26 protein-coding genes are annotated in these 24,585 nt (G+C 69.0%); 22 read left to right on the top strand and 4 right to left on the bottom strand.

All coding sequences use genetic code 11. The annotated features are described in order from the left end of the window. Positions 1-18 precede the first annotated feature (18 nt). The 22 genes from Bra3105_RS17740 to Bra3105_RS17635 all read left to right on the top strand — a co-directional run bounded on the left by Bra3105_RS17740 (position 19) and on the right by Bra3105_RS17635 (position 23,358). On the top strand, positions 19-1,632 hold the full coding sequence (locus tag Bra3105_RS17740) for a hypothetical protein (RefSeq protein ID WP_228357987.1): 1,614 nt from the start codon (positions 19-21) through the stop codon (positions 1,630-1,632). Further along, positions 1,629-2,885 (top strand): phage portal protein, encoded by a 1,257-nt coding sequence (locus Bra3105_RS17735; protein ID WP_228357986.1) that lies wholly within the window; start codon positions 1,629-1,631, stop codon positions 2,883-2,885. The genes Bra3105_RS17740 and Bra3105_RS17735 overlap by 4 nt, the downstream gene beginning before the upstream one ends. Then, complete coding sequence (locus Bra3105_RS17730) at positions 2,885-3,841, top strand: VG15 protein (RefSeq protein WP_228357985.1); 957 nt, start codon at positions 2,885-2,887, stop codon at positions 3,839-3,841. The genes Bra3105_RS17735 and Bra3105_RS17730 overlap by 1 nt, the downstream gene beginning before the upstream one ends. Before the next feature lie 62 nt (positions 3,842-3,903). After that, positions 3,904-4,374 (top strand): hypothetical protein, encoded by a 471-nt coding sequence (locus Bra3105_RS17725; protein WP_228357984.1) that lies wholly within the window; start codon positions 3,904-3,906, stop codon positions 4,372-4,374. Between the two features lie 27 nt (positions 4,375-4,401). Next, positions 4,402-5,313, top strand: coding sequence for a phage major capsid protein (locus tag Bra3105_RS17720; protein WP_228357983.1), 912 nt, complete (start codon positions 4,402-4,404; stop codon positions 5,311-5,313). An 87-nt stretch (positions 5,314-5,400) separates the two neighbouring features. Then, positions 5,401-5,871 carry a Gp19/Gp15/Gp42 family protein gene (locus Bra3105_RS17715; RefSeq protein ID WP_228357982.1) on the top strand — a complete coding sequence of 157 codons (471 nt, stop codon included), beginning with the start codon at positions 5,401-5,403 and terminating at the stop codon, positions 5,869-5,871. Beyond that, positions 5,868-6,221, top strand: a complete 354-nt coding sequence (locus Bra3105_RS17710) for a hypothetical protein (RefSeq protein ID WP_228357981.1) — start codon at positions 5,868-5,870, stop codon at positions 6,219-6,221. Before Bra3105_RS17715 ends, Bra3105_RS17710 begins: the two co-directional genes overlap by 4 nt. Continuing rightward, positions 6,221-6,526, top strand: a complete 306-nt coding sequence (locus tag Bra3105_RS17705; RefSeq protein WP_228357980.1) for a DUF5403 family protein — start codon at positions 6,221-6,223, stop codon at positions 6,524-6,526. The genes Bra3105_RS17710 and Bra3105_RS17705 overlap by 1 nt, the downstream gene beginning before the upstream one ends. Next, positions 6,526-6,939 (top strand): hypothetical protein, encoded by a 414-nt coding sequence (locus tag Bra3105_RS17700; protein WP_228357979.1) that lies wholly within the window; start codon positions 6,526-6,528, stop codon positions 6,937-6,939. The genes Bra3105_RS17705 and Bra3105_RS17700 overlap by 1 nt, the downstream gene beginning before the upstream one ends. An 82-nt stretch (positions 6,940-7,021) precedes the next feature. After that, entirely contained in the window at positions 7,022-7,609 is a 588-nt protein-coding gene (locus Bra3105_RS17695) for a phage tail tube protein (RefSeq protein WP_228357978.1), read from the top strand. A gap of 105 nt (positions 7,610-7,714) precedes the next feature. Continuing rightward, positions 7,715-8,089, top strand: coding sequence for a hypothetical protein (locus Bra3105_RS17690; protein WP_228357977.1), 375 nt, complete (start codon positions 7,715-7,717; stop codon positions 8,087-8,089). Positions 8,090-8,229: 140 nt separating this feature from the next. Further along, positions 8,230-8,463: a hypothetical protein gene (locus tag Bra3105_RS17685; protein WP_228357976.1), complete on the top strand. Its 234-nt coding sequence runs from the start codon at positions 8,230-8,232 to the stop codon at positions 8,461-8,463. A 9-nt stretch (positions 8,464-8,472) separates the two neighbouring features. Continuing rightward, a complete protein-coding gene (locus tag Bra3105_RS17680) occupies positions 8,473-13,344 on the top strand; it encodes a phage tail protein (RefSeq protein WP_228357975.1) in 4,872 nt (1,623 codons plus the stop codon). A 12-nt stretch (positions 13,345-13,356) separates the two neighbouring features. Next, positions 13,357-17,358, top strand: coding sequence for a carbohydrate binding domain-containing protein (locus Bra3105_RS17675; protein ID WP_228357974.1), 4,002 nt, complete (start codon positions 13,357-13,359; stop codon positions 17,356-17,358). 13 nt (positions 17,359-17,371) lie between these two features. Further along, positions 17,372-18,247 carry a hypothetical protein gene (locus Bra3105_RS17670; protein WP_228357973.1) on the top strand — a complete coding sequence of 292 codons (876 nt, stop codon included), beginning with the start codon at positions 17,372-17,374 and terminating at the stop codon, positions 18,245-18,247. Continuing rightward, positions 18,244-19,461 (top strand): siphovirus ReqiPepy6 Gp37-like family protein, encoded by a 1,218-nt coding sequence (locus tag Bra3105_RS17665; protein WP_228357972.1) that lies wholly within the window; start codon positions 18,244-18,246, stop codon positions 19,459-19,461. The genes Bra3105_RS17670 and Bra3105_RS17665 overlap by 4 nt, the downstream gene beginning before the upstream one ends. Continuing rightward, complete coding sequence (locus tag Bra3105_RS17660; protein WP_228357971.1) at positions 19,455-20,723, top strand: tail fiber domain-containing protein; 1,269 nt, start codon at positions 19,455-19,457, stop codon at positions 20,721-20,723. The genes Bra3105_RS17665 and Bra3105_RS17660 overlap by 7 nt, the downstream gene beginning before the upstream one ends. Beyond that, positions 20,716-20,874 (top strand): hypothetical protein, encoded by a 159-nt coding sequence (locus Bra3105_RS17655; RefSeq protein ID WP_228357970.1) that lies wholly within the window; start codon positions 20,716-20,718, stop codon positions 20,872-20,874. The genes Bra3105_RS17660 and Bra3105_RS17655 overlap by 8 nt, the downstream gene beginning before the upstream one ends. Before the next feature lie 66 nt (positions 20,875-20,940). Further along, positions 20,941-21,834 (top strand): hypothetical protein, encoded by an 894-nt coding sequence (locus tag Bra3105_RS17650; protein WP_228357969.1) that lies wholly within the window; start codon positions 20,941-20,943, stop codon positions 21,832-21,834. Between the two features lie 35 nt (positions 21,835-21,869). Further along, the gene (locus Bra3105_RS17645; RefSeq protein ID WP_228357968.1) at positions 21,870-22,136 is read left to right on the top strand and encodes a hypothetical protein; all 267 of its coding nucleotides are present in this window, start codon (positions 21,870-21,872) and stop codon (positions 22,134-22,136) included. Beyond that, positions 22,136-23,092: a collagen-like protein gene (locus Bra3105_RS17640; RefSeq protein ID WP_228357967.1), complete on the top strand. Its 957-nt coding sequence runs from the start codon at positions 22,136-22,138 to the stop codon at positions 23,090-23,092. Before Bra3105_RS17645 ends, Bra3105_RS17640 begins: the two co-directional genes overlap by 1 nt. Continuing rightward, positions 23,089-23,358, top strand: coding sequence for a holin (locus tag Bra3105_RS17635; RefSeq protein ID WP_228357966.1), 270 nt, complete (start codon positions 23,089-23,091; stop codon positions 23,356-23,358). Before Bra3105_RS17640 ends, Bra3105_RS17635 begins: the two co-directional genes overlap by 4 nt. 156 nt (positions 23,359-23,514) lie before the next feature. Here the strand turns inward: Bra3105_RS17635 and Bra3105_RS17630 are convergent, their stop codons facing one another. From Bra3105_RS17630 to Bra3105_RS17615, 4 genes are all read right to left on the bottom strand, one after another. Next, a complete protein-coding gene (locus Bra3105_RS17630) occupies positions 23,515-23,859 on the bottom strand; it encodes a hypothetical protein (protein WP_228357965.1) in 345 nt (114 codons plus the stop codon). Continuing rightward, positions 23,856-24,020 (bottom strand): hypothetical protein, encoded by a 165-nt coding sequence (locus Bra3105_RS17625; protein WP_228357964.1) that lies wholly within the window; start codon positions 24,018-24,020, stop codon positions 23,856-23,858. Before Bra3105_RS17625 ends, Bra3105_RS17630 begins: the two co-directional genes overlap by 4 nt. A gap of 41 nt (positions 24,021-24,061) precedes the next feature. After that, positions 24,062-24,268, bottom strand: coding sequence for a hypothetical protein (locus Bra3105_RS17620; protein WP_228357963.1), 207 nt, complete (start codon positions 24,266-24,268; stop codon positions 24,062-24,064). Between the two features lie 133 nt (positions 24,269-24,401). Then, complete coding sequence (locus tag Bra3105_RS17615) at positions 24,402-24,563, bottom strand: hypothetical protein (RefSeq protein WP_228357962.1); 162 nt, start codon at positions 24,561-24,563, stop codon at positions 24,402-24,404. Between the last annotated feature and the right edge of the window lie 22 nt (positions 24,564-24,585).

Genomic DNA, 24,585 nt, shown 5'->3' with positions numbered 1-24,585 from the left:
CGTGAGCGGACCGTCACCATGCCGGAGGGTGCCCCGGAGTTCACGCTGGGCTACGAGGTCCTGTGGTGGATCGAGGACAACATCCGGCAGCCGAACGGTCCGGCGGCTGGTCGGCCGTTCGAGCCGACGACGGGGCAGGCCCGGTTCATCCTGTGGTTCTACGCGGTCGATCGTGATGGTCGCTGGCTGTACAACCGGGGTGTGCGGCGCCTGGCGAAGGGGTCGGGGAAGTCGCCGTTCGCGGCGGTCCTCGCGCTCGCTGAGCTCCTGGGCCCGGTGCGGGTTGCGCAGTTCGATCCCGAGGTTCCCGGCGGTGTCGTCGGGATGCCGGTGTCGATGCCGCTGGTGCAGATCGCGGCGACGTCGGAGAAGCAGACGGCGAACACGATGCGGATGATCCGGGCGATGGCGAACAAGCGGACGCCGCTGGCGAAGAAGTTCGGCCTGGACTCGGGGAAGACGTATATCGAGACGCCGTACGGCGGGAAGCTCGAGCAGATCACGTCGTCGGAGGGGTCCGCTGAGGGCGCCGAGGTGTCGTTCGTGATCGGTGACGAGACGGAGCACTGGACGCCGGGGATGGGCGGGCCGGGGCTGATGGAGACGTTGACGCAGAACGCGGTGAAGACGGGCTCGCGGGTGCTGGAGACGTCGAACGCGTGGACGCCGGGCGCGCAGTCGGTGTCGGAGTCGACGTTCGAGGCGTGGTGTGAGCAGCAGGAGGGGAACACGCGGGCGACGCAGGGGATCCTGTACGACGCCGTGGTGGCCCCACCGAATGCTGTGCTGCACGATGAGCCGGAGCCGGGCGAGATTGGTCTGACGGAGGCCTTGGAGTTCGTGTACGCGGACTGCCCGTGGGTCACTGGCGACAAGATCGACGCGATCCGCAACCAGATCTGGGCGACGAACTACCCGGTGTCGCGGGCGCGCCGGTTCTTCCTGAACCAGCCGAACGCTGCGGAGAACGCGTGGATCACCCTGCAGGAGTGGTCGGTCCTCGCGGAGCCTGCCCGTGAGCTCGAGGACGGTGAGGAGATCGTCCTGTTCTTCGACGGGTCGAAGAGCAACGACCACACGGCACTGGTGGGCTGCTGCCTGTCGGATGGGCACGTGTTCACGGTCGGAGTGTGGGCGCCGGAGCGCGCCACCGGGGTTGTGAACGTCGGCGCGGTCGAGGTCGCACTCGCCCGCGTGTTCGAGCGGTTCACGGTGCTCGCGTTCTGGGCGGACGTTCGCGAGTGGGAGTCGCAGGTGAAGACCTCCTGGCCGGAGACGTACGGCGACGATCTGCTGCTGTGGGCGGTGCCGAAGGGCAAGGAGCCGGCGGCGATCGCCTGGGACATGCGCTCGCATGCGTACCAGTTCGCGGAGGCCGCGGAGATGTGCTTCGCGGAGATCCAGGATGGCGGGTTCACGCATGACGGGAACTGGGACACGTCGAGGCACATCGGGAACGCCCGGGTGAACGAGACGCGGGGCCGGTTCTCGATCAAGAAGGAGTCGCCGAAGTCGCCGAACAAGATCGACGCGGCGGTGTGCGTGATCGGCGCCCGGATGGTCTACCGGATCGTGAAGGCGTCGGACGACTACGAGAAGCGGCACAACAAGACGAGGGTGGTGATCTGGTGAGCTTCGAGTCCCTGATCCGCCGGTCCGGCATGCCTCTGAAGTTCGCCGAGCTCGAGGGCTACTACGAGGGCACGGTGCAGCTCGACGCGCTCGGCGTGTCCCTGCCCCCGCAGGTGCGGGTCCTCGAGCAGGTCGCCCCGTTCCCGAAGTTCGCCGTCGACGTCCTCGCCGAGGTGCTCAACCCGGAGGGGTTCACTCTCGCGGCCGACCAGGCGGTCCCGGATCTGCTGCGCGCCTGGTGGCAGGCCAACAACCTCGACACGGCGGTGAAGCTCGCGATCGTCGAGGCGCTCGTGCAGGGCCAGTCGTTCCTCATCGTCGGGCCCGGCCCCGGCGACATCCCGCGGATCACCGCGCACCGGCGCCTCGGCATGGCCGTCGAGTACGACCACATGGGCCAGGTCGCAGAGGCACTGCGCCGCTACAAGCGCGACGGCCAGAGCTTCGTGGCGCACTACCTGCCCGGCGAGACCCGCTACTACCGTCACGACGGCGGCCAGTGGGTCGAGCTGCGGGAGGCCCGGATCGCGACGGGTGCGTCGCGGCCGGCGGTCGTGCCGATCACGAACAAGGCACGCCTCGGCGACGTCAACGGCCGGTCGGAGATCATCGAGATCACGACGACGACGGACGCTGCGTCGAGGTCCCTGACGAACCTTCAGGTCGCCCAGGAGCTCCTGGCGATGCCGACGCGGTACGTGTTCGCGGACGGTGCTGCGTCGCCGGCCTCGATGGAGCAGGCCCTGAAGTCGTACTTCGGGCACTTCATCACGGGCCCGTCGGGTGCGTCGGCCGGGCAGATCCCGGGCGCCGATCTGTCGCAGATCATCAACACCTACAAGCTGTACGCGCAGATCATCTCGTCGGTCACGGGGATCCCGCCGTCGATGCTCGGCATCGCGACGGAGAACCCATCGAGTGCGGAGGCGATGCGGGTCGCGAAGGACCGGCTGATCGCGCGGGCCGAGGTGAAGCAGTCGATGTTCGGCGACGCGATCGAGGACACGGCGCGTCTCGCTCTCGAGATGCAGGGCCAGACGGTCGCCGGGCTCGAGACGCTCGAGCTGCAGTGGCGTGATCCGGCGCTCACGTCGGCGTCGGCGAAGTCGGCGAACATCCTGCAGGCGCACGCGCAGGGCGTCGTGTCGGCGCAGACCGCACGGGACTACCTGCAGCTGACCCCGGAGCAGAAGGCCCGGGAGGACGCGCGCGGTGACGCCGTCGCCGGGATGCGGAACCAGATGGGGGCCTGATGATCCTCGCCGCCTACCGGCTCGCGCTCGACGCGACTCGGCGTGCCGCTGAGGCTGCCGTCGGCCGGCTCATCCGGTCCATGTACGACCGGACCGAGCGGGACGCGTCGATCGCGGCGCTCACACCGGCGCTCACGGAGACCGTGCGCGCGCACCGGGTGCAGGCGCACACGCATGCGGTCGACATGATCCGCACGCAGGCGGAGCAGCAGACCGGCGGCAGGGTCGCACCGTACGTGTCGGCGCCGTCGGGCTACTCGGAGGCGTCCGTGCGGACGGTCCTTGAGGAGAACCTGCGGGGTTCGCCCGATGAGGCGGTGCAGATCGTGGCACCGATGCTCGGCCAGCACGTCGAGGACGCGGCCAGGCAGACCGTCGTGCGGACCGTCGAGGACGGCCGCGAGCCTGCGTCGGAGATGGACCGGTCGCACTGGTCCAGGGATGCGCTCACGCCCAGCCAGTTCAAGAGCCTCGAGGAACGCCAGGGCGACCTGTACCGGAAGCTGCGCGGCCTCGACGGTGTCGACCGGTCGCTGCGCGAGTCCCGGGCCGTGTCGTGGGCGCGGATGCTCACGGGCGCCGAGAACTGCGGCTTCTGCGTGATGCTCGCATCCCGCGGGCCCGTCTACGAGTCCGCGTCGGCGGCCGGCCGGGTCAAGGCGTCCGATCTGTACGACACCACGACCGCGGGGTACGTGAACACGTACCACCCGAACTGCGACTGCCTCGTCGTGCCGATCTACACGTTCGAGGCGTGGCCCGGCCGGGAGGACTGGCGGAAGCTCGAGCAGTTCTACAAGGACGCGATCGAGAACGCCGACTGGGACAAGATCTCGGCGAAGAATCCGAACCTGTCCGCCGTCGAGCAGGCGCTCCGGCGGCTCGAGGAGGCAGGCGACAGCCTGCCCATCACAGACCTGCGTGGCTCCGTCGGAGCGACGCGGACGGCGGCCTGACCGCCACCATCCGACAGCGACCGTCCCAGGTGGGCGGTCCTCACCATGCCCAGGAGGCACCGATGTCCGACCAGCAGAAGCCGTGGGGAGACGACTCCGAGTTCGACGCCGAGAAGGCGTGGACCCTGATCCAGAACCTCCGCGGCGACGTGGACCGTCTGAAGGCCGACAAGACCGCCCTCGCGCAGGAGCGCGACGACGCCGTCAAGGCCCGCGACGAGTCCACCAAGACCGTCGAGGAGCTGCAGGCCACGGTCCAGCTCACCGACGACGCGGTGAAGTCGAAGGAGTCGGAACTGTCCGAGCTCGCGACGATCCGTGCGAAGGAGAACCTGCTGATCGACGCGGGCCTCCCCCGGAAGTACGCGCCCCAGGTCGTCGGTGACGACGAGGAGGCGTGGAAGAACGCCGTGCAGTCCCTCGCGGAGCTGCGCGGAGAGACGCCCCAGGAGCGTCGTCTCGACCCGGCCCAGGCGGCTGACCCTGCCGAGCCCTCCGCTGACGCGGTGGCGAAGCAGTTCTTCGGACTCTGATCCCCCTCATCTGAAAGGACAGCCACCATGGCTATCACCCTCGACGGACTCTCCGTCCCCCTGCCGCAGGACTGGGCAGCGACCACCATGAAGCAGGCGTTCGAGCAGTCTGTCGCCGGACAGCTCTCGCCCTCCGAGCCGATGCCGACCAACGGCAAGGTCATCCCCGTGTACGAGGGTGGCTTCGAGGTCGGCTACACGGCGGAGGCCTCGCCGAAGCCCGCCTCCGACGTCACCTTCACCACGAAGAGCGTCGTCCCGTGGAAGTTCGCCGGCCTTGTCGGCGTGTCCAAGGAGGCCGCCCGCGCGAACCCCGCGCAGATGCTCACGATCATGCAGCAGGACATGCAGAACGCGGTCCAGCGGCAGCTCGACCTCGGCATCTTCTACGGGAAGTCCGCGTTCAACGGGACTCCGATCCCGAACGCGCCCTTCATCAACCAGACCACCAACCGTGTGACCCTCACCGACGGTGACCTGGTGCCGCAGATCCTCGCGGGCTACGACCTCGCCGCGGTCGACTCCGACCCCGACGGGTTCGCGTTCGACCCCCGCTACCGGACGAAGCTCGCGCTGGCCTCCCAGCAGCAGCTCGCCCCGGCCGGCGGCACCTCCCCGATGCCGAACCTCAACAGCGTGGTCGGCCAGTTCGCCGGTCTCAAGACCGCGTTCGGCCGGGCCGTCTCCGGCCGCGTCGGCTCCAACGCCGACACCGGCGTCCGCGGCTACGTGGGCGACTGGACGAAGCTCCACTGGGGCTTCTCCGAGAACGTCGAGCTCACCCGCTCCGACCAGGCCTCGTGGGTCGACGGCGCCGGCAAGACCTGGAACGCGTTCCAGGACAACATGATCCTCTACCGCATCGAGTTCGAGGCCGGCTGGTACATCGACGCCACCGCGTTCTCGGCCTTCGAGGAGGGCACCGGGGGCGAGGGCTGATGCGCCTCCGCAACAAGCGCTCGGGCGTCGTGGTCCACAGCGACCACGACGCCCGGTCCCTCGGACCTGACTGGGAGGAGGCCGGTGATGGCCATCGGGAAGCCGGCCGACGTCGAGACGTCGCTGATGCGGGATCTGACGGAGACCGAGAGCCAGTACGTCGACGAGCTCCTCGAGCGAGCCGAAAGGCTGCTCCGCGCGAGGATTCCTGACCTTGACCAGCGTGCCGAGGAAGACCAGGAGTTCGCACTGCTGGTCGCGGACATCGAAGCCGAAGCCGTCGCGAGGGTCCTGCGGGCCCCCGACAACGGCATCATGCGGCAGGAGGGCGAGGGGAACTACTCCTACTCGCTGAACCTGCAGGTCGCATCCGGGCTGCTCGACATCCTCGACGACGACTGGGCGAAGCTCGGCATCGGCCAGATTCGCTCCGTCGCCGTCGAGACGGACGGCTACCTCACGTCACGCCGGCAGGTGCCTCCGCAGTGGAGGTTCCAGTTCGGCTGGGGCGGCGGCGACCAGCTGTCCACTCCCCTCGGCGAGGACGTGGGCCCATGAGTCTCCTCGATCGTGGCCCGCACGCCGTGACCGTCACCCCGATGGTCGAGGTGAAGGACTCGATGGGCACCACCCTCGAGCCCGGCGACCCCATCCACGTCGGTGGGGTCGCCCTGCAGCCGGTGACGGCCGAGGAGGCCGAGGCGCTCGGCGTGCAGGCCCGCACCTCGTACACGCTCATCGGACGGGGTGATTGGCCGGGCGGCGTGAACTCCACGGTGACCGTCACGGCCGGCCCCTACGAGGGCCGCGCGTTCGACCAGTCCGGTGAGGCACGCATCTACGGCATGTCCCCGAGGACGGCGCACTACGACGTCACCCTCACCTCTCGCTACGGGAAGGGGATGTGATGGCGAAGATCAACAAGAACGCGGGGATCATCGCCGCGCGCATCGCCGGTGAGATGCCGGAGATGGACGCCGCCATGCACCGTGTCGAACGGGCCGTGCAGACTGAGGCCGCGAAGCACCGCGACACCGGCGACTTCCAGTCGTCGATCCAGTCCGGCCGCGTGCGCGGGAAGAAGGGCGTCACCGACCGTGCCGTCTGGTCCGACGACCCGGCCGCGTGGCCGATCGAGTTCGGCCACGTCACCAAGGGCGGCACCCACGTGCCGGGGACGTTCATCTTCTCGAACGCCGCACGGAGGTTCTGATGCCCAGGTTCACGGTCGACGCCCTGAGCCTCGCCTACGAGCTCGCGGCCGCCGCCGCACCTGACGACATGACCGTGGAGACCCAGGTGGACGCCGAGGCGTCCCTCCAGTTCCCCCTCGTGATCGTCGGCGCGTCGGCGCCCGTGAGCGTCCAGAACGGGCCCGTCGAGTCGTCGGCCGCGTTCACCATCTCCATCCGCTCCTACTCGAGCAGACGCGCACAGGCGGCGCAGAACTGCGACCTCATGTACGCGGGCTTCTTCCATGCGTGGCGGGCAGGGATCGTCACCCAGCATGGCTGGATCTCCCGCATCACGGCCACCTCGCAGCAGCCGACGCTCGTCGCCTCGGACCTCGAGGCCGACAACGTCCACCGGTTCGACTGCGTGCTGGACGTGATCGCCCGCCACTGACCGGGCACCCCTGCAACACCACCCCACCCTTGAACGCTCCCGCACCGGGGGCGCTCTTCTCATGCCCCCAAGGAGGCACACCATGGCAGATCTGGAGACCGCCAGCGACAAGCTCATGATCCCCGGGATCGGGCACGTCTTCTACGCCGACGTCGACACGGCCGCCCTGAACGTCACCCAGTTCAAGTTCGGCGACGACGCCACGTACGGCGCGTGGACCTGGCTCGGCGACACCTCGAGCGAGAACCTCATCGAGTTCGAGTCCGACGGTGGCGACGTCACCTACAAGCGGACCTGGGACCGGCTCAAGACCGGCGTCGTCCGCGAGGACGAGACCATCACCGCGACCATCAACTCGGTGTCCATCGCCCGCGAGGTCTTCGAGCTCGCGTTCCCCGGCGGCGAGTACGACGAGGCGACCCAGTCGTACTCCGTCGCGTCCGGCGGGTCCTCGCAGAAGGCCCTCATGGTCGTGATGGAGGACGGCCAGAACGTCGCCGCGTTCCGTTTCCCCAACACGGACATCAAGGGGTCCCTGCCGACCCTCGACCTCGAGGAGTACATGGAGCTGCCGCTGTCCGCGGCGATCCTCGGCTCCCCCACCACCCAGAAGTTCGTGCAGATCTTCGAGCCCCGCACCTACGCCGCGGCCAGCGGCGGCGGCGCCTGATCCACAGCTTCTCCCCGACCGCCTGCCGTCGCGTCACCGTGAGCCGACGCGGCGGCAGGCCCCACACCTTCATCCAGGCTCACGGCTCACAGAAAGGCTCACGCCATGACTACGAAGACCCCGCAGGACCACAAGACCAGCCAGGCCGCCCAGGACGCCGAGAAGCAGGAACGCTTCGAGGACATCGACGGGCACGAGCTCCTCAAGCCCTTCTCCAAGGTGAAGGGCTCCGATCAGCTCCGCCTCCTCGCGCAGCTCCGCGGCCTCGGCATCGTCGACGACGCCGACGACACCAGCGAGGACGTCAACATCGACGACCTCGACTTCGAGAAGGTCGCCGACCTCATCGACTACGTGTCCGCCCGGTTCGCGATCGACCCCGAGAAGTTCGACGAGTTCACCACCGGCGATGGCGGCTACGACCGCGCCATGCAGCTCGCCGTCGCCTACGCCGGAGAGCTGGGAAAAGGGCAGAGCTGAGGCAGCTGGTCGATGAGCGCCCGGAGGTCGTCGGGGACCTCTGGGCGCTGTACCGGCTCGACTTCGACACCGAGCTCGACAAGCCGTCGACCAGCCTCCTCGAGGCCTGCCTGGGTCGGCTCCCCTACGAGCCGCAGTCCATGTGGCGGGCGATCTCCCTCGGCGGCGAGAAGTGGCTCGGCTGGTCCCTCGCGACCTCGCTCGAGGCCGACCTCCTCGACGCCCTGAACTTCAACACGTCGGCGACCGCGACGAACAAGAAGGCCAAGCTGCGCAACCCGGTCGAACGTCCAGGGAAGAAGGAAGCGGTCGTGTACGCGCCGCGATCCGTTGCCGAGATGAATCTCTCCGGGTTCTTCGGGAAGATCCGATAGGAGGCCGACATGGCAGGTGGACAGGTCGGCAGGCTCAGCATCCGGGTGCTCCCCGACACCACGCAGTTCCGCAACGACCTGCGGAAGGCCATCACCCGCGTCGAGAAGTCCGTCAAGGCAACCATCGACGTCGAGCTGAACGTCACCAAGGCGTCCCTCGCGAACGTGAAGCGGCAGCTGCAGGGCCTCGAGGCGACTGTCCCGGTCGCCGCCGAGCTCGCCCGGTCGTCGAAGAAGAAGGTCCAGGACCAGCTCGACGGGATGGACGCCACCGCGACCGTCAACACCGACCTCGACCACGGGGCCGCGACCGCGAAGATGGCCGCGTTCACCAGGCCGCGCACCCTACCGGTCAACGTGAACGTCACCAAGGCGTCCCTCGCGAAGGCCACCGCTGCGCTCGCGGCCCTGTCCGGCGCCCGGGTCCTGTCGAACTTCGGCCGGAACGTGAAGAACGCGATCGCGAACCTCGACCGGGCGCTGCCCGCGTTCGCCGCCGCTTCCACCGCGCTCACGTCCCTGTCCGCCGCCGCCCTCGCCGGCACGTCGAACCTCCTCGGCATCGGCGCCGGCCTCGCGTCGATCGCGCCCGCCGCCCTCGCCCTGCCTGGCCTGTTCGCCGGGTTCGGTGTCGGTGTCGGCGTGATGGTCGCCGCCCTCAAGGACGCGGGGAAGTACCTCGGCGACCTCGGCCCGAAGTTCGGGGCGATCCAGGACAAGATCTCCGGGAACTTCTGGGCGAAGGCCGCTCAGCCCATCCGCGACCTCGCGAACAACGCCCTGCCGATGCTGTCGGACCGCCTCGCCGAGGTCGGCGCTCAGCTCGGCTCGTTCTTCGCGTCGATGGCGAACGCGCTGAACACGCCCACGAACCTCGGGTTCATCAACGGGATCCTTGTGAACGTCCGCGACTCCATCGACATCGCAGCCGAAGGCATCGCGAACTTCACCGATGGCCTCCTGAACCTCACCAACGCGGGCTCCGCGTACCTGCCGCAACTTGCGTCCTGGTTCAACCGGATCAGCGAGTCGTTCAACGAGTGGGTGCAGACGAACACCGACAACGGTGAGCTGTTCACGTGGATCGACTCCGGTGTCGCCGCGCTGCAGGACCTCGGCTCGGTCCTCGCGAACACGGGCGGGATCCTCGCCGGGTTCGCGACCGCCGCCGCGAACGCCGGCGGGGCCTCGCTTGGCGCGCTCGCAGACGGTCTCGCGAATGTGAACACCGCCGTGAACGGGCCCGCCTTCCAGGGCGCTCTCACCACCGTGTTCAAGGGCGCCCACGACGCCATGGCCGCCCTCGGCCCCGGTGTGTCCGCGCTCGGCGACTCGTTCGTCGCGCTCGCGCCGACGCTCGCCCAGATCATGACGCTCGCCGGGCAAATCGGCTCCGTCGCGCTGACCGCGATCTCGTCCGCGTTCCAGAACCCTGCGTTCCAGGGCGGCCTCGTCGACTTCTTCAACGGCGTCCTCGCCGGCGTCCAGGCCATCGCCCCCGCGATCCCCGCGCTCGCTACCGCCTTCGGGGCCGTCGCCTCGTTCGCGGGCACCCTCGCCGGGGTCCTCGGGCCCGTGCTCGGCGCCGCCATCCAGGGCCTCGCCCCCGTCGTCACCAGCCTCATGGGCGCCCTCTCGGCGATCGCCCCCGTGCTCGGTGGAGTCCTCGTCTCCGCGATCCAGACTCTCGCCCCGTTCATCCAGCAGGTCGTCGCCGCGATCTCCACCTGGGTGCAGCAGAACCCCGGGTTCGCTGCCGGTCTCGCGGCCGTCGCGGTCGCTGTCGGCGGGCTCGTCGCCGGGGCGGTCAGCCTCGTGTCCGCGCTCGCCCCCGTGGTCGGCGCGATCATCAGCCTCGTCGGCCCCGTGTCCTCTGCGATCGCTGCCGCCGGCGGGCTCTCCGCCGTCATGGGGACCGTCGGCGGGGCGATTGCCGCCGCGGCCGCACCGGTCGCGCTGATCGTCGGCGGGATCGCCGCGCTCGTCGCGTCCCTCACCCACGCCTGGGCCACCTCGCAGAAGTTCCGCGACGCGATCGCGGGAGTCGCCGAGGGCATCATGGGCGTCGTCCAGCCGATCATCGGCATGGTCGTCCCCGTCGTCCAGCAGCTCGCCGCCGGGTTCATGTCGCTCGTGTCGCAGATCCAGGCGGGGCTCATCCCCGTGTGGACCGGCCTCGCCGAAGTCATCGGCGCGCTCCTCGAGCGTGCGAAGCCCGTCGTCGACCTACTCGTCTCGATCCTCGGCCCCGCCCTGTCGACCGTCGGCGGGCTCCTCCAGGGCCTCATGGGCGTCATCGGGACACTCGTCGGCGGGGCGCTCTCTGCCCTCGGCACCGCCCTGTCCGTGATCGCCGACCTGATCTCCGGTGACTTCCGCGGCGCCTGGGACGGGCTCGTCCAGATGTTCACCGGGATCGGCGAGACCCTCCAGTCCGTCGTGCTGCAGTTCGTGCAGATCGGCATCAACCTCGTGCAGGGCCTCATCCAGGGCATCATGTCCGCCGCCGGCGGCGTCATCACCTTCTTCACCACCTGGATCACCAGCGTCATCGACTCCGTGAAGTCCTTGTTCGGTGTCGCCTCCCCGTCGACGATCTTCGCCGAGATCGGCGGGTTCCTCATCCAGGGCCTCATCCAGGGGATCCAGGCGATGGTCGGTGCCGTCGTCGCGATCTTCCAGTCGATCGCGACGACGATCATCACCGCCGTCCAGGCGATCGTGACCGGCGTGATGACGGTCTGGCAGGCCATCGTCACCGGCACCCAGGCGATCCTCCAAGGCGTCGTCACCGTCGTCACCAGCATCTTCACCGCCGTGCGCACGGTCATCACCACGATCCTCACGGCCGCTCGCGCAGTCGTCACCTCGATCATCACCGGGATCGTGTCTGTGATCGGGACAGTGCTGCGTGGCGCGATCTCCGTCGTCACCACGATCCTGAACGCGGTCAAGGCCGTGTTCACCAGCGTGCTCCGTGCCGCCCAGGTCATCGTCCGCAGCGTCCTCGTCGCCGTTGTCGCCCTCTTCCGCGGGAACCTGTCGGCCGCGCGCGCCGCCGTGCAGACCGCCCTGAACGCCATCCGGTCCGTGTTCTCTACGGTCCTGAACGCCGCGAAGGCGATTGTGACCAGCGTGCTCGGTGCCATCAAGAGCACCTTCTCGTCGGTCCTGAACGCGGCCCGCAGCATCGTCTCCTCGGTGCTCAACGGCATCCGGTCGATCTTCTCGTCGACCCTCGCCGCTGCTCGCTCCGTCGTGTCGTCCGGACTGAACGCCATCAAGTCGGCGTTCTCCACCATCCTCGCGGCCGTCATCTCCGTCGTCACCGGCAAGGCCGCGCAGGTCGTCAACAAGTTCCGCGACATGGGCAACCGGGCGCTCGCTGCGATCACCGGGTTCGTCGGGAAGTTCACGTCCGTCGGCCGGAACATCGTGCAGGGCCTCATCAACGGCGTCGGCGGCATGGCCGGGAAGCTGTACGGCAAGCTCAAGGGCCTCGCGTCCGGTGCGCTGAACTCCGCGAAGAACGCCCTCGGCATCCACTCCCCGTCGCGCGAGTTCAAGAAGATCGGCTCCTACACGGTCGAGGGCCTCATCCAGGGCCTCGAGCAGGGCGAGTCCGCCGTGAAGTCGACCGTCGACAAGCTCGCCCGGGGCGTCACCGACGTCTTCGAGAAGAAGGCCGCTGGCTCCAAGGCGACCCGCGTGAACGGGCTCTCCGACCACCTGTCGACGCTGAAGAAGAAGCTGTCGAACCTGTCGGAGCAGGCGAAGGCGACCCGGAAGGTCGTCGAGGTCGTCGGGCAGACGAAGGGCCGGAAGAACTCCAAGGGCCAGTGGACGGTCAAGCCGAAGGACATCACGCGCACCAAGAAGGTCGCGACAGCGGCGGCGAAGGCCGCGGCCGCGCAGATGGCTTCGGTCAAGAAGCAGATCGCCTACACCGAGTCGGGGCTGAAGGCCGCCCGCCGTGGCGACACCAAGGGCGCGGCCACCGCCGCCGCGAAGTCGTTCTTCGAGAAGAACCTCGCCGCATCGACGGCTCGCCTCGAGGACCTCGCGAAGAAGCGCGACGCGGTCGCGAAGAAGCTGAAGGCCGCGCAGGACAAGCTCGCCGACGCGGTCAAGGTCCGCGACGATTACAAGACCAGCGTGGCCGACAACCTCTCGGGCACGTTCGAGCTCGACGAGTCCGCCGCGACCACGTCGGTCACCGACCTCATCGCCGGGTTCAAGAAGGCTGCCTCGACGGTGGCGACGTTCGGGAAGCAGCTCGCGTCCCTGCGGAAGGCCGGCCTCCCCTCCGGGCTGGTCGACCAGATCACGCAGCTCGGCGCGGAGAAGGGCACGGCGGTCGCCGCGAACCTGCTCACCGCGTCGAAGTCGCAGATCAAGTCGCTCGCCTCGTCGTACAAGAAGCTGAACTCGGTGTCGGACTCGACCGCGAAGAGTCTCGCTCAGGGCATGTACGGGGCCGGCGTGCAGGCCGCGCAGGGCCTCGTCAACGGCCTCAAGTCGCAGCAGAAGGCCCTCGAGAAGGCGTCCGCGAACCTCGCGAAGACCGTCGTGACCGCGACGAAGAAGAAGCTGCAGATCCACTCCCCGTCCAGGGTGATGGCGCAGCTGGGCGAGTACACGGGCGCCGGCATGGTCAAGGGCCTCGAGTCCTCGGCCCGATCCGTGAACCGGTCCATGACCGCGCTCGTCTCCCCACCGTCGGCGTCCGCCTTCGGCTGGGACAGCCAGCGTGCCGGACGGGCGTCCACGTCGACCACGAACCTCACCGTGAACGTCGGGCAGACCGACGACGGCAACCGCATCGGCCGCCGCATCGTCGAGACCCTCGATCTCGCCGACCTCGCAGCCAGCGTCTCCTGAAAGGCGGACAGCATGACCAGAGCTCGTCTCGTGACGCTCCAGGACGGAGACACCCACTGGGACTTCACCCCCGGCGGGACGACCATCGACGGCCACGAGTACTACTTCGAGGACCTGCCCGGCTGGTTCGGCGGCGTCTCCGTGCGGTCGAACCCTGTGGACCGATACGGGCACGGTCAGTTCGAGTCGCGCGCGTGGAGGACCGAGCGGGCGCTCACCCTCAAGGTGTCCGTGATCGTGCCGCAGCCGTGGGATCGTGACCCGCTCGAGCGGCGCATGTCGTCGATCCTGTGGCATGGCGGCTACGGCACCCTCACCGTCGAGAACGACCTGAAGCTCTCCGCCCGTGTCCGTCTTGACGGCGAGATCGGTGTCGTCGAGACGGGCGATCGCGAGCTCACGTTCCAGATCCCCCTGCTCGCCTCCGACCCGTTCCTCTACGGGGAGCCGCGCACCGAGTTCTCGTACCCGGCCGGCACAGGCATCGGCCTCGTGTACCCCTGGTTCTCCGGGTTCTTCGACCCGCCAGCTGACACTGGCGTGCACCAGTGGGAGATCGGTTCGACGTTCATGGACCTGTCCGACCTCATGGGCACAGGTGTCATGGGCGCCGGCGGCGGGGCGTCCCTGGCGATCGACACACTGTGGGCGTCGGACGGGCTCACGTCCCTGCGCGTCAACCCGGGGTCGACGCGGTCCTCGGCGGCCTACATCGTCCCGCAGCAGACACCCATCGGGGAGTGGGCTGGACGGTGGGTGGTCGTCGAGGCGGACCTGCACATCGAGACGGCGATCCCCGACGCGGACTCTACGAACTCGGCGCCGGTCACCAGCATCATCGCGGGCGTCAACTTCACCGACGGCAGGGAGCCGCGCTACGACTACGGGTCGTCCGGCCCGGGCCCCACCGCGCCCGGCACATACCACATCAGCACGGGCTTCCTCATGCCCGATGACCTGCTGGTCTACTCGGGATGGTTCCTGCGCCTGTTCAACGGTTCGAAGACCGTCCCCGTCTGGTGGGACAACCTGAAGGTGACCGGATACGAGGTGCCCACCGCGGAGACAGCCCGCTCGACGGAGTTCTACATCGATGGGTGGCGCGTCTGCCAGGGCTGGGATCTCGACCAGGTGACGGGCGGCTACTACGTGGCGCAGCCGAAGTCGACGTTCGCCTATCCGCGGCGCGTGAACCTGGCGACGAACCCGTCATTCGAGAACGGGCTCCTGCAGCAGCTGAACGGCGCGGATGCGCCGGGCAACCCGTGGTCCGGGAACGCCTCGGGCGGCGTGGATACGGCTTGGGCCGCGTACGGCACGCAGTCCCTCAAGATCGGCCCGAAGTCGTCGACCTCCACGAACGACACGACGTTCTACCCGTTCGGCAACCAGTCGGACGTGATCGCCGCCGCGCTCGGCATGACCCCAGGCAAGACCTTCACGGTCGGCGCGACGATCCACCTGACGAAGCCGCAGACCGGCACCCTGAACGGGCATGCCCGCCGGATCCGCATCAACAACCGGCAGTCGGGAGTGACGGACTGGGAGTGGGCGCTCTCGGAGGCGGCACCGAACGCGGCCGGCGACTGGCGCGTGAAGGTCACGTTTACCGTGCCCTCGAACAGCGTCGGCATCCACATGAACCTCTGCAACGGCTCGGCGACCGACACCGTCTGGTGGGACGCCCTGACCGTCGAGGAGGGCGTCACCGACGGCTCCTGGTTCGACGCGGGCGCGGAGTCCAGCAACCCGGTCACGGAGCGCGTGAACCTCGCGAAGAACCCGACGTTCACCACCCTCCGCGACCAGGTCCGCATCGAGTCCGCTGATCCGATCGCGGTCGGTGGCGGCGCGACCGGCACCCTCGACACGGCGTGGATGCTCGACGGTGGCAGCTCGCTCAAGATCTCCGCGGGCACGAACGCCTCCGGGGCCGCGTACATCGTCGGCCGAGGCGACCTCACGGACGAGTGGAAGGGCCGCCTGGTCACGATCGGCGCGACCATCCGCACCACCGCGGTCGCGACGGACCTCGCGGGCGACGCCGACAACGTGCCACGCGCGATCATGGTCGGCCAGATGGACGGCACCACCGTCACGAACTGGCACTACGCGGTGTCTCCGCAGGCACCGAACACGCCTGGCGTGTACCGCCTGAAGGTGACGACGCGTCTGCCGGAGTCCGGCGGCTGGTTCGTGCGCCTGTTCAACGGCTCCCAGACACAGCCGGTGTGGTGGGACGCGGTGACGATCGAAGAGGGCGAGACCGACGGATCCTGGTTCGTCGCCGAGCGCGGGACACTCGTCGCTCGGAAGAACTACGCCACGAACCCGTCGTTCACGTCCCTGGCCCGGCAGTTCGGCGAGCCCGGTTCGTTCACCTCATCCGGCGGCGCGTCGCTCGACGTGGCAACCGACTGGTCCGCGACAGGCACCACCTCGGTGAAGGTCACCCCGACCGGCTCGAACACCTCACGCGTCAACCTGAACACCGGGGGCAACAGCGTGACGGCATGGGCCGCAGGGATGACGCTCACGGTCTCGGCCACGATCCGCCTGGCGGAGGCTCAGACCGGCTCGCTTCACGACGGGGCGCGCTGCATCGAACTGTGGGCGACCCGGAATGGGTCGACGACGATGCTCGCACGCAGCACGCCCGCACCGAACACCGCGGGCGCCCACCGCGTCTCGATGACGGTCACCATCCCTACAGAAGCGACGGCGTTCAACCTCAGTCTCTGCAACGGGTCGACAGCGCAAGCCTGCTGGTGGGACGCGCTCCTGATCGAGAACGGGCCGAACCTGCGGCCCTACTTCGACGGCAGCACGGCCATGGCCCGCTGGACCGGCGCGGCGAACGCCTCCGCATCCGAGCTCGCGTCGACGTACAGCGACCAGGACGCTTATATTCGCCGGCTCGACCCTGACGGCAACGAGCTCGACCAGATGCTCCTCACCGGCGGCGGGCACGTCAACGAGGTCGCCGTCGAACACGACCCGGCCGACCCCGACCACGCCTGGATCTGGATCCAGTACGACGCGACCCCCGGCTTCGGTGTTCGCATGAAGTACCGGCCCGGCATCGTCTACCCCGGCGACACCGGTATCCAGGGCCTCGGCGTCACCGGGAAGATCGTCGTCGACTACTCCATCCTCCGCGGCGAGATCTGCGTGCGCACGAGGAACACCGACGGCTCCGACGGCATCGAGGGCACGTACGAGGTGTTCGACCTCGAGGCCTACAAGGCGGGCGGGCTCACGGTGAAGCGACGCCTCACGGACATCCCCAAGGTGCCGCACGCCTACCAGGGGTACGCGTTCGACAGCTCCTTCCTGTACGTCGCCCACGGCGGCTCCAAGGAAGACGCCATCGGCATCTGGCGGTACGCGTGGGACGGCTCTGACAAGGCCGACCCCACGATCATCCGCACCTCCGGCGGGCAGGGCGTCGGCGGCGGCGTCACCCGCCACGAGATGGAGGGCGTCGCGATCCGCGAGGGCGCCACCCCGGCTGAGGACACCCTCGTGTTCGGCATCAACGGCGGCGACCTCCACGAGCGCATCATGTCCGTCCACGACCTGCAGCTCCCCCAGTTCCTCTACAGGGAGGAGTGGGCCAACGCGGGCGAGCCCGGCGAAGTGGTCACGCCCGACGGGATCCTCACCTACGGCGAGGAGCTGTCCGACCCGGAAGCCGTCGTCACCAACGGCGGCAACGCGGACGCCTACCTGCTGGCCGCCGTGATCGGCGAATTCCCCGGCGGCGTCACCATCTCCGCCGGCGCCGGCAGCACGGCCCTCACGTACCCGTGGGAGATCACCCGCGAGGCACCCCTGCAGCTCGACGGGCAGGGCAGCGCGTTCATCGGTGACACCAACGTCACCCACCTGCTGACCGCCCGCGACTTCACAGTCCTGCAGGTCGCCTCGGAGTCCACCGCATCGGTGTTCCTGGACGGCCTGCAGGGCGGCACCGGCTACCTGCAGGTGCAGATCAGCGACACCTACATCTGACAGGAGACCCACGATGAACTGGCCCATCGGCAAGGACCGAGCACGAGACCCCGAGACGGGGCAGGTCGTCGGCACCACACCGACCGACATCCAGACCTGGATCTGGTCGCTGTACCGGCTCGGGAACTACGGCGCGATCGCGAAGGGACTCGAGGTGACCGGCACCTCCACGATGGCGTACTCCATCAAGCGGGGCCTGTCGATCATCCCCACCGGCGACCGCCTCGCGGTCGCCGTGCCCACGGAGGCGCTGCTCCTGCAGACTCCGGAGGCACCGTCTACCGGGAAGCGCACGGAGTACATCTACGTCTCCAACGACGGCGTGATCCGCGTCGGCGCCACGCAGCCCGCCGGGACAGCGCTCATCGACAAGCGCGAGGTCCCCGCCGGAATCACGGCGACCACGGCCACGAAGTCGCTGCTCGGTGACCGGAAGTACGCGCCGATCTACGGGGCATCGATGGGCATCATCTCCCGCTGGGAGGACCCCCTCGCGTACCTCGCCACGGTCTCCGATGCCCGGAAGAAGGTCGGCACGCTGACGTTCACCATCGACTCCGACCGCACCCTCGACTTCGCCCTCCAGGTGTCCTACGACCAGAAGGCCGCGGCGAACACGAGCGAGGACACCGGCAAGGCGGCGTCGTTCATCTGGGAGATCTGGATCGATGGGAAGAAGCGCCGGTCGATCGAGCTCGCGGTGCACTCGTGGGGTGAGACGAAGCAGAACAGCGCGTCGTTCAACCTCACCGCCGGGACGCACACTGTCGACCTGTACCGTTCGCGGCGGATGAAGTCGGGCGGCGTGATCGTCTACAAGGGCGGCACATCGTCGGGTGCCTGGCCGGACACGTCCCTGTCGATCGTCGACCGCGGCGGCATCGAATGACGGCGCGCCTCACCCGGCGGGTGCAGCCCGGCACGCCGTGGCGGGTCTACCTCGGCCTGTCCATGCTGGGCGAGCTCGGGCAGCGCATCCCTATCGCCTGGCAGTCCGGCACCGTCCGGCACACCCTGAACGATCACGACGAGGTCAAGATCGTCACCTCGCTCGGGGCACTCGACGGGATCGCCAAGGAGTTCCGAACCGTGCGGGCCGGGTGCCTGATCGTCACCTACACGGATGCGTTCGGCATCGAACGGATCGTGTCCGCGACCCCGATCAGCAAGCCGGTGAAGCAGGACCGGGACGCGCGGACGATCACCATCGAGGGCAAGGGCCCGACGTGGCTCCTCGAGGACCGTGTCGTCACGGACCGTGACTACCAGCCCGACGACTACGCGGGCCTGCGGAAGTCGACGGTCGCCGTCACCGGCCGGTCGTTCGCCGCGATCATCTCGCTGATTATCCGCCTCACCGCGCGCGAGCGCCGACAGGGGTTCCTGCCGCTGGTGCTCCCGAACGAGCTCGAGAAGGGCGACCACGAGCGCACCTACGAGGGCTACAACGTCGCGAACAACGGCGCCTGGAAGCGCATCGAGGAGATCACCCAGGTGATCGGCGGGCCCGACATCCAGTTCCGTCCCCGCTGGCGGGACGACGAGCGCACCCGCTTCGAGTGGGAGGTGCTCGTCGGCACGGACGCCCAGCAGACCCTCCCCCAGGCGCGGGAGCTGAACTGGGACGCGACCGTGCCCGGCTCCGACGTCGCCACCATGGAGGTCACCTCGAGCGCGGAGACCATCGCTCACCGCGTGTACGCGACCGGGGCCGGCGAGGGCGCGGCGATCGCCCTGTCCATGGCGGAGATGCCCGCCCTGCCGGAATACATGCCGCTCGTGGAGACCGCCATCAGCGACTCCGACGCCGAGATCGACGACGCGAACACGGGCACGTCGAAGCTGCTCACGCAGAAGGCGCAGGCGGCACTGCTGAACAACGCCCTCGACCAGATCACGATGACGGTCAACGCGGACCCACGGGACCAGCCGATCGGCACCTGGTGGTGCGGCGAGCAGGCCCGCGTCACCACGAAGGGCTGGCTCGACGTCCCCGACGGGGAGCACAAGCTCCGCATCATCCAGACCGAGTACACGCTCGGCTCTGACCTCGTGACCGTCGACTGCCAGGAGGACTACCTCGGGGAGGACCTGACATGGTGAGACGCACGAACCTGCGGCCCGACCCGGCGAAGGCCATGGCCGAGCTCGTGAAGCGCCTGCAGGCGTCCGGCACCGACAAGAACACGACCCCGACAGGGGTGAAGGACCTCGGCGCCCGGGGCGACGTCGTCTGGACCGACAGCAACGGCAACGAGATCCAGTCGATGCGGGAGCTGAGCACCGAGATGGGACAGGTCTCCTCCGACCTGTCCTACCTCAACGGCACGATCCTGCCGCAGATCAAGAACGCGACCTACATCGACGACAACTCGATCACGACGCGGCTGATCGCCGCGAACGCGGTCGGCGCCGACCAGATCATCGCGAACTCCATCACGGGCGACAAGATCCGCGCGAACAGCATCGCGGCCGAGAAAATCCTCGGCGGCTCGTTCGAGGGCAAGCAGTTCATCGGCGGCGACTTCATCGGCGCGATCTTCCGCACCTCGGAGACGTCCGTGGGCGGCGCGATCCGCATCGACAAGACCTATGGCATCCGCGGCTGGGACAAGGACGGGACGAGGACATTCCTGCTCGACCCGGACACGGGGGCCGTGCAGATCGCGGCGACGCTGCGCGCCACCGACTCGGCGGGGTCGGGCGTGATGCTTGAGCCGAAGACAGCCCTCGGCACCGGCGGCCTGTTCTTCACGAGCGACGGGAAGCACAACAGCAAGACCGCGGGCGTGTTCCGTGACGCCTACAGCGACAGCGATCCCGAGGACCTGCTCCTGCGGGGCGCGAACGGAGGCGGCGTCTACGCCTACGGCAGCCTCGCCACGAACGGCGCGGTCAGCGCGACGGGCACCGTGAACGGCAAGGACGTCTTCGCGAGGAAGTGGCTCTACACCGCCGACCCCCCGTCCTCGTCGACCGCGACGAACGCGGCGATCGGCTCCGACGGGGCGATCTGCAAGAAGACATCCTCGGCCAGGTACAAGCGGAACATCTCACCGTTCCAGCCGGACGCGAAGCGCGTGCTCGCGCTCGAGCCGCGCCAGTGGCAGCACCGCGACCCGAACTTCCCGGAGCGCATCGAGGAGTCGTGGACCGTCGGCTTCGTGGCCGAGGAGGTTGAGGCCGCGGGCCTCCGCGATCTCGTGATCTACGCGGGCGATGGCAAGGGTGGCTGGCGGCCGGACGCGCTGAACTACGACGGCATCGGCGCGGCCCAACAGGTCGTCTTGCAGGATCACGACTCCCGTGTCGCTGCCCTGGAGGCGCGGGTCACCGAACTCGAAGGAAGGCTCACCGATGGATGACCAGAACGACGACTCCCTGCGGATCCCCGTCGACCGGCTGATCGCCGCCTACCAGGTGGAGATCGCCTCGCTGACCGCGCGCATGCTGCAGGCCGAGGTCCGCGCCGATCACCTCGAGGCACTGCTCGCGGAACGCACCGAGCACGCCTGACCCCTTCCCACGCCAGCCCCATCGGATCGTCCGGTGGGGCTTTCTCATGCCCCGAAGGAGGCCCCTATGTCCGCAACCATCCAGTCCACCGCCCTCGCCATCGCCCGCAAGGAGGTCGGCTACACCGAGCAGCGCGTGAACCGCACCAAGTACTGGGCCGAGCTCTACCCCGCCTTCCAGGGCCAGGCCTGGTGCGCCGCCTTCGTCATGTGGTGCTACAAGCACGCCGGGTTCGACATGCGCGGCCACATCCCCTCCCCCTATTACTGCCCCTCCATCGAGCAGTGGGCGAAGAAGATCGGCGCCTGGTCCACCAGCACCCACAACGACGGCGACCTCGTCCTCTACGGCACCGGCCTCGCCGTCCACATCGGCATCGTCTGGCGCGACGAGAAGGCCACCGGGAAGCGCGCCGTCGAAGGCAACACCTCGTCCGGCTCGTCCGGCTCCCAGGCCAACGGCGGCGGCGTCTACGTCCGCTACCGGTCCTCGTGGATCCGCGGCTACGTCCGCATGGACAAGGTCCTCGACCACTACGGCGCGAAGGCCCCCGCGAAGCCGAACGCCGGGAAGGTCACCTCCGGGGCACTCGCCGAGGACTCCCGCTGGGGAACCGACACCTCCCGCGAACTCCAGGAGCGGCTCAAGACCATCGAGCCCGACCTCGCCGTCGACGGCCGCATGGGAGCCAAGTCCTGGACCGCCCTCGAGGAGTACCTCGACGCGCCCTACAAGGACGGGAAGATCTCCCGCCAGTCCTACAAGGCGACCGAGCTCGGCAACGGCATCGTCCCGAAGTGGTGGGAGTACACCGGTCGCCACTCCAAGGGATCCCAGGCCATCACGGCCCTGCAGAAGAAGGTCGGCGTCACCGCCGACGGCGTCGCCTACGAGGGCACCACCCTCGCCCTGCAGCGCCTGCTGAACAAGGACAAGACCGCGTTCACCAAGGGCCACTGAACGACCGCCACGACGCCAGGAGGTGAGGGCATGCGATGGATTGGGACACCCTCGGCCCGATCGGGGCCTTCCTCGGCGTCGTCGGCGGCGGCGTCGCATGGGTCGTCAACCTCTGGCTCAAGCGGGCCGACCGAAAAGAGGACCGCATGATCGAGCGTCTCAAGGCCGAAGTCGCCGAAGCCGAGAAGGAGTCGGCCGAGGAGAAGGCCCTCCGGGTGACGTGGGAGAAGCGAGCGATCGCCTGGTACAAGCAGCTCGTCGACGCCGGGATCGACCCGACACCACCGTGGGGGGTGGACTGATGACACGCCACGAGGACATCGAGCAGATGGACCGGGAGCGCCGACGGAACTCGCGCATCAAGCGGATCGGTGCGGTCGCCCTCGTGCTCGCGTTCTTCGCCGCCCTGATCGTGCTGATCCTGATCGCGACGTCGAACCGCCACGAGATCGGGGCACTCCGCGACCAGCGCGACGACGCCGACTCCGCCGCCGTCCAGGTCGCCCAGGAGAAGCAGGACCAGGCGAAGTCCGTCAGCGAGCTCTGCCGCTCCGGCGAGGTCGACACGAACACCGCCCGCGGGAAGGCCGTCTGCGAGCAGGCCTCCGAGGCGGCGGACACGTCCGCGCAGGAGAAGGTCCAGTCGGTCAAGGGCGACACCGGCCCCGCCGGCGCACAGGGCCCGGCCGGGCCGCAGGGCCTCCCCGGCGCGGACGGTGCCGATGGCTCCGACGGTGGCGACGGGGCGGACGGCGACCCCGGACCCCAGGGGAACCAGGGGCTGCAGGGCGTCGTCGGCGCGAAGGGCGACGTCGGGAAGCCCGGAGCGATCGGGCCCGTCGGCCCGCAAGGCGACACCGGCCAGGCCGGCGAACCAGGCGAAGCCGGAGCGGACGGTGCAGCCGGCGCGAAGGGCGACACAGGGGCCGCAGGAGCGAAGGGCGACACCGGAGCCACCGGCTCCACCGGGGCGAAGGGCGACACCGGATCGACCGGACCCCAAGGCCCGACCGGCCCGAAGGGCGACACGGGCGACCGTGGACCCGCCGGGGTGGACGGCAAGGACGGCGCGAAGGGCGACACCGGTCCGGCCGGGCGCGGCATCGCATCCGCCAGCTGCTCGGCCGATTCGGGCCGCTGGACCATCACCTACACCGACGACACCACCAGCGACGGCGGCCCATGCCTCGCCGCCACCGAAGACCCCACGCAGGCCCCCACCCCAACACCCACCGGATCCGAGGAGGACCCATCATGAGCGTGCTCAACCAGCCCGCCTTCTACATCGCCATGGCCGAGCGCGCGGTGAAGACCGCCGGGCAGACCGCCGTCGCCGTCCTCACCACGGACATCACGGGGCTGCTCGAGGTCGACCCCGTGCAGGCTCTCTCGGTCGTCGGCCTCGCGACGCTCGTTTCGGTGGCGACGTCGTTCGGGTCGATCCCCCTCGCCGGGGATGGCCCGTCTGCGGTCGGGGAGACCCTCGAGTCCGACCGCGTGCCGACTCATCGGGCCGATGGCTGACCACGAGTGCCCCAAGTGCGGGGCCCGCTACGGATCCGAGACCGCCCGCGACCTGTGCGCGTTCCGCGACGCCGAAGCAGACCGCGTCGAGCGGGCACGCCGACGACACCTGTGACACCTGCGCCCCACTCTCCTCCGGGAGGGTGGGGCGCTTCGTCATGTCCGGCCGGGGTTCGCGGCCTGCCAGACCCGCACCCACCATGGGTCCGGCCGCCTGCCGTGCCCGCGCTTCGTCCCCTCGAGGTGGATCCGCTGCAGCAGCCACCGGCGCAGGTGCTCCTCGAGCTCGGCATCCCGGCCCGCCCACACGAGCGCCGTGTAGACGATCGAGTCGTCCGCCGTCGACACCCGCACCGAGTACCGGGGCAGCGAGTCGTCCCGGTGCCAGGGCATGGACTCCACCGGGGTGCCGCCGCCGATGGTGAGCCGGTACCCGATGAGGACCGAGGAGATGATCTGCTCGATCCGCTGCGACGCCTCGTATTGGGCGACGTCGCTCATGCCGCCTCCCAGTCGCCCGGGTCCTGTGACTCCTCGCCCCTGCGCGCCCACTCGTCGTCGGCCGGCGGCGTCGGGGGCTCGAAGAACGGGTGCACCCGCTGCTCGATCCTCAGCCGAACCTCATGTGCCCACTCCGCGTCCCGCTCCCGCATGCTCGTCATGGGGCCAGTGTGATGGATGGGTCGGACGATCGACCGTGCGTTCATCGTCGCGGGTGCCGCTTGTTGGCTTCGGCCCAGGGACGCTCGTAACGGGCTGCGATGCGGGAGAGTGAGCCGAGCTGGTTGGGGGCGAACGGGCCGACGGTCACTTCGTCGAGTTCGCTGGTGCAGGTGATCCAGATGGATCCGGCGTCGATGGTGATGGTGAGGCAGTCGCCGTCGGGATCGGTGAGTTCGAGGGTGGTCATCGGAGGCTCCACGCCTGTTCGGGGAGGTGTGCCTGCTCCTCGTTGAGCTGCCGTGCCCCTCCCGGGATCTGCGGCCGATCTTATCTCCCGCGCCGAACATCAGGCCGTCTGCGCTGGTCAGCGCAACGATCTTTCAGGCACCAGTCACGAGGGTGATCATCACCCAGCCGGGCACGTCCCCGCGCTCGTCCGCCAGGGAGGCCCGGGAGCCCGCGGGCATCGGGCGCCGGTGGCGAGGCCCGACGCGCAGGGATGCGGGGGGCGTGCGGTGCATCGTCAGTCGGTGGATCGTCATGGTGCTCTCCTTCTGCCGCGGT

The sequence above is a fragment of the Brachybacterium halotolerans subsp. kimchii genome (assembly GCF_020792675.1).
Taxonomy (GTDB): Bacteria; Actinomycetota; Actinomycetes; order Actinomycetales; family Dermabacteraceae; genus Brachybacterium; species Brachybacterium halotolerans.
The sequence above is the reverse complement of the archived record's forward strand: the minus strand, read 5'-3'. Positions and strand labels throughout refer to the sequence as shown.

What these genes read in the sequence shown, in the direction of transcription:
- Bra3105_RS17740 (WP_228357987.1), top strand. Translation starts at nt 19, where the DNA reads ATGCCGGAGGGTGCCCCGGAGTTCACGCTGGGCTACGAGGTCCTGTGG.
- Bra3105_RS17730 (WP_228357985.1), top strand. Translation starts at nt 2,885, where the DNA reads ATGATCCTCGCCGCCTACCGGCTCGCGCTCGACGCGACTCGGCGTGCC.
- Bra3105_RS17725 (WP_228357984.1), top strand. Translation starts at nt 3,904, where the DNA reads ATGTCCGACCAGCAGAAGCCGTGGGGAGACGACTCCGAGTTCGACGCC.
- Bra3105_RS17720 (WP_228357983.1), top strand. Translation starts at nt 4,402, where the DNA reads ATGGCTATCACCCTCGACGGACTCTCCGTCCCCCTGCCGCAGGACTGG.
- Bra3105_RS17715 (WP_228357982.1), top strand. Translation starts at nt 5,401, where the DNA reads ATGGCCATCGGGAAGCCGGCCGACGTCGAGACGTCGCTGATGCGGGAT.
- Bra3105_RS17710 (WP_228357981.1), top strand. Translation starts at nt 5,868, where the DNA reads ATGAGTCTCCTCGATCGTGGCCCGCACGCCGTGACCGTCACCCCGATG.
- Bra3105_RS17705 (WP_228357980.1), top strand. Translation starts at nt 6,221, where the DNA reads ATGGCGAAGATCAACAAGAACGCGGGGATCATCGCCGCGCGCATCGCC.
- Bra3105_RS17700 (WP_228357979.1), top strand. Translation starts at nt 6,526, where the DNA reads ATGCCCAGGTTCACGGTCGACGCCCTGAGCCTCGCCTACGAGCTCGCG.
- Bra3105_RS17695 (WP_228357978.1), top strand. Translation starts at nt 7,022, where the DNA reads ATGGCAGATCTGGAGACCGCCAGCGACAAGCTCATGATCCCCGGGATC.
- Bra3105_RS17690 (WP_228357977.1), top strand. Translation starts at nt 7,715, where the DNA reads ATGACTACGAAGACCCCGCAGGACCACAAGACCAGCCAGGCCGCCCAG.
- Bra3105_RS17685 (WP_228357976.1), top strand. Translation starts at nt 8,230, where the DNA reads ATGTGGCGGGCGATCTCCCTCGGCGGCGAGAAGTGGCTCGGCTGGTCC.
- Bra3105_RS17680 (WP_228357975.1), top strand. Translation starts at nt 8,473, where the DNA reads ATGGCAGGTGGACAGGTCGGCAGGCTCAGCATCCGGGTGCTCCCCGAC.
- Bra3105_RS17675 (WP_228357974.1), top strand. Translation starts at nt 13,357, where the DNA reads ATGACCAGAGCTCGTCTCGTGACGCTCCAGGACGGAGACACCCACTGG.
- Bra3105_RS17670 (WP_228357973.1), top strand. Translation starts at nt 17,372, where the DNA reads ATGAACTGGCCCATCGGCAAGGACCGAGCACGAGACCCCGAGACGGGG.
- Bra3105_RS17665 (WP_228357972.1), top strand. Translation starts at nt 18,244, where the DNA reads ATGACGGCGCGCCTCACCCGGCGGGTGCAGCCCGGCACGCCGTGGCGG.
- Bra3105_RS17660 (WP_228357971.1), top strand. Translation starts at nt 19,455, where the DNA reads ATGGTGAGACGCACGAACCTGCGGCCCGACCCGGCGAAGGCCATGGCC.
- Bra3105_RS17655 (WP_228357970.1), top strand. Translation starts at nt 20,716, where the DNA reads ATGGATGACCAGAACGACGACTCCCTGCGGATCCCCGTCGACCGGCTG.
- Bra3105_RS17650 (WP_228357969.1), top strand. Translation starts at nt 20,941, where the DNA reads ATGTCCGCAACCATCCAGTCCACCGCCCTCGCCATCGCCCGCAAGGAG.
- Bra3105_RS17645 (WP_228357968.1), top strand. Translation starts at nt 21,870, where the DNA reads ATGGATTGGGACACCCTCGGCCCGATCGGGGCCTTCCTCGGCGTCGTC.
- Bra3105_RS17640 (WP_228357967.1), top strand. Translation starts at nt 22,136, where the DNA reads ATGACACGCCACGAGGACATCGAGCAGATGGACCGGGAGCGCCGACGG.
- Bra3105_RS17635 (WP_228357966.1), top strand. Translation starts at nt 23,089, where the DNA reads ATGAGCGTGCTCAACCAGCCCGCCTTCTACATCGCCATGGCCGAGCGC.
- Bra3105_RS17630 (WP_228357965.1), bottom strand. Translation starts at nt 23,859, where the DNA reads ATGAGCGACGTCGCCCAATACGAGGCGTCGCAGCGGATCGAGCAGATC.
- Bra3105_RS17625 (WP_228357964.1), bottom strand. Translation starts at nt 24,020, where the DNA reads ATGACGAGCATGCGGGAGCGGGACGCGGAGTGGGCACATGAGGTTCGG.
- Bra3105_RS17620 (WP_228357963.1), bottom strand. Translation starts at nt 24,268, where the DNA reads ATGACCACCCTCGAACTCACCGATCCCGACGGCGACTGCCTCACCATC.
- Bra3105_RS17615 (WP_228357962.1), bottom strand. Translation starts at nt 24,563, where the DNA reads ATGACGATCCACCGACTGACGATGCACCGCACGCCCCCCGCATCCCTG.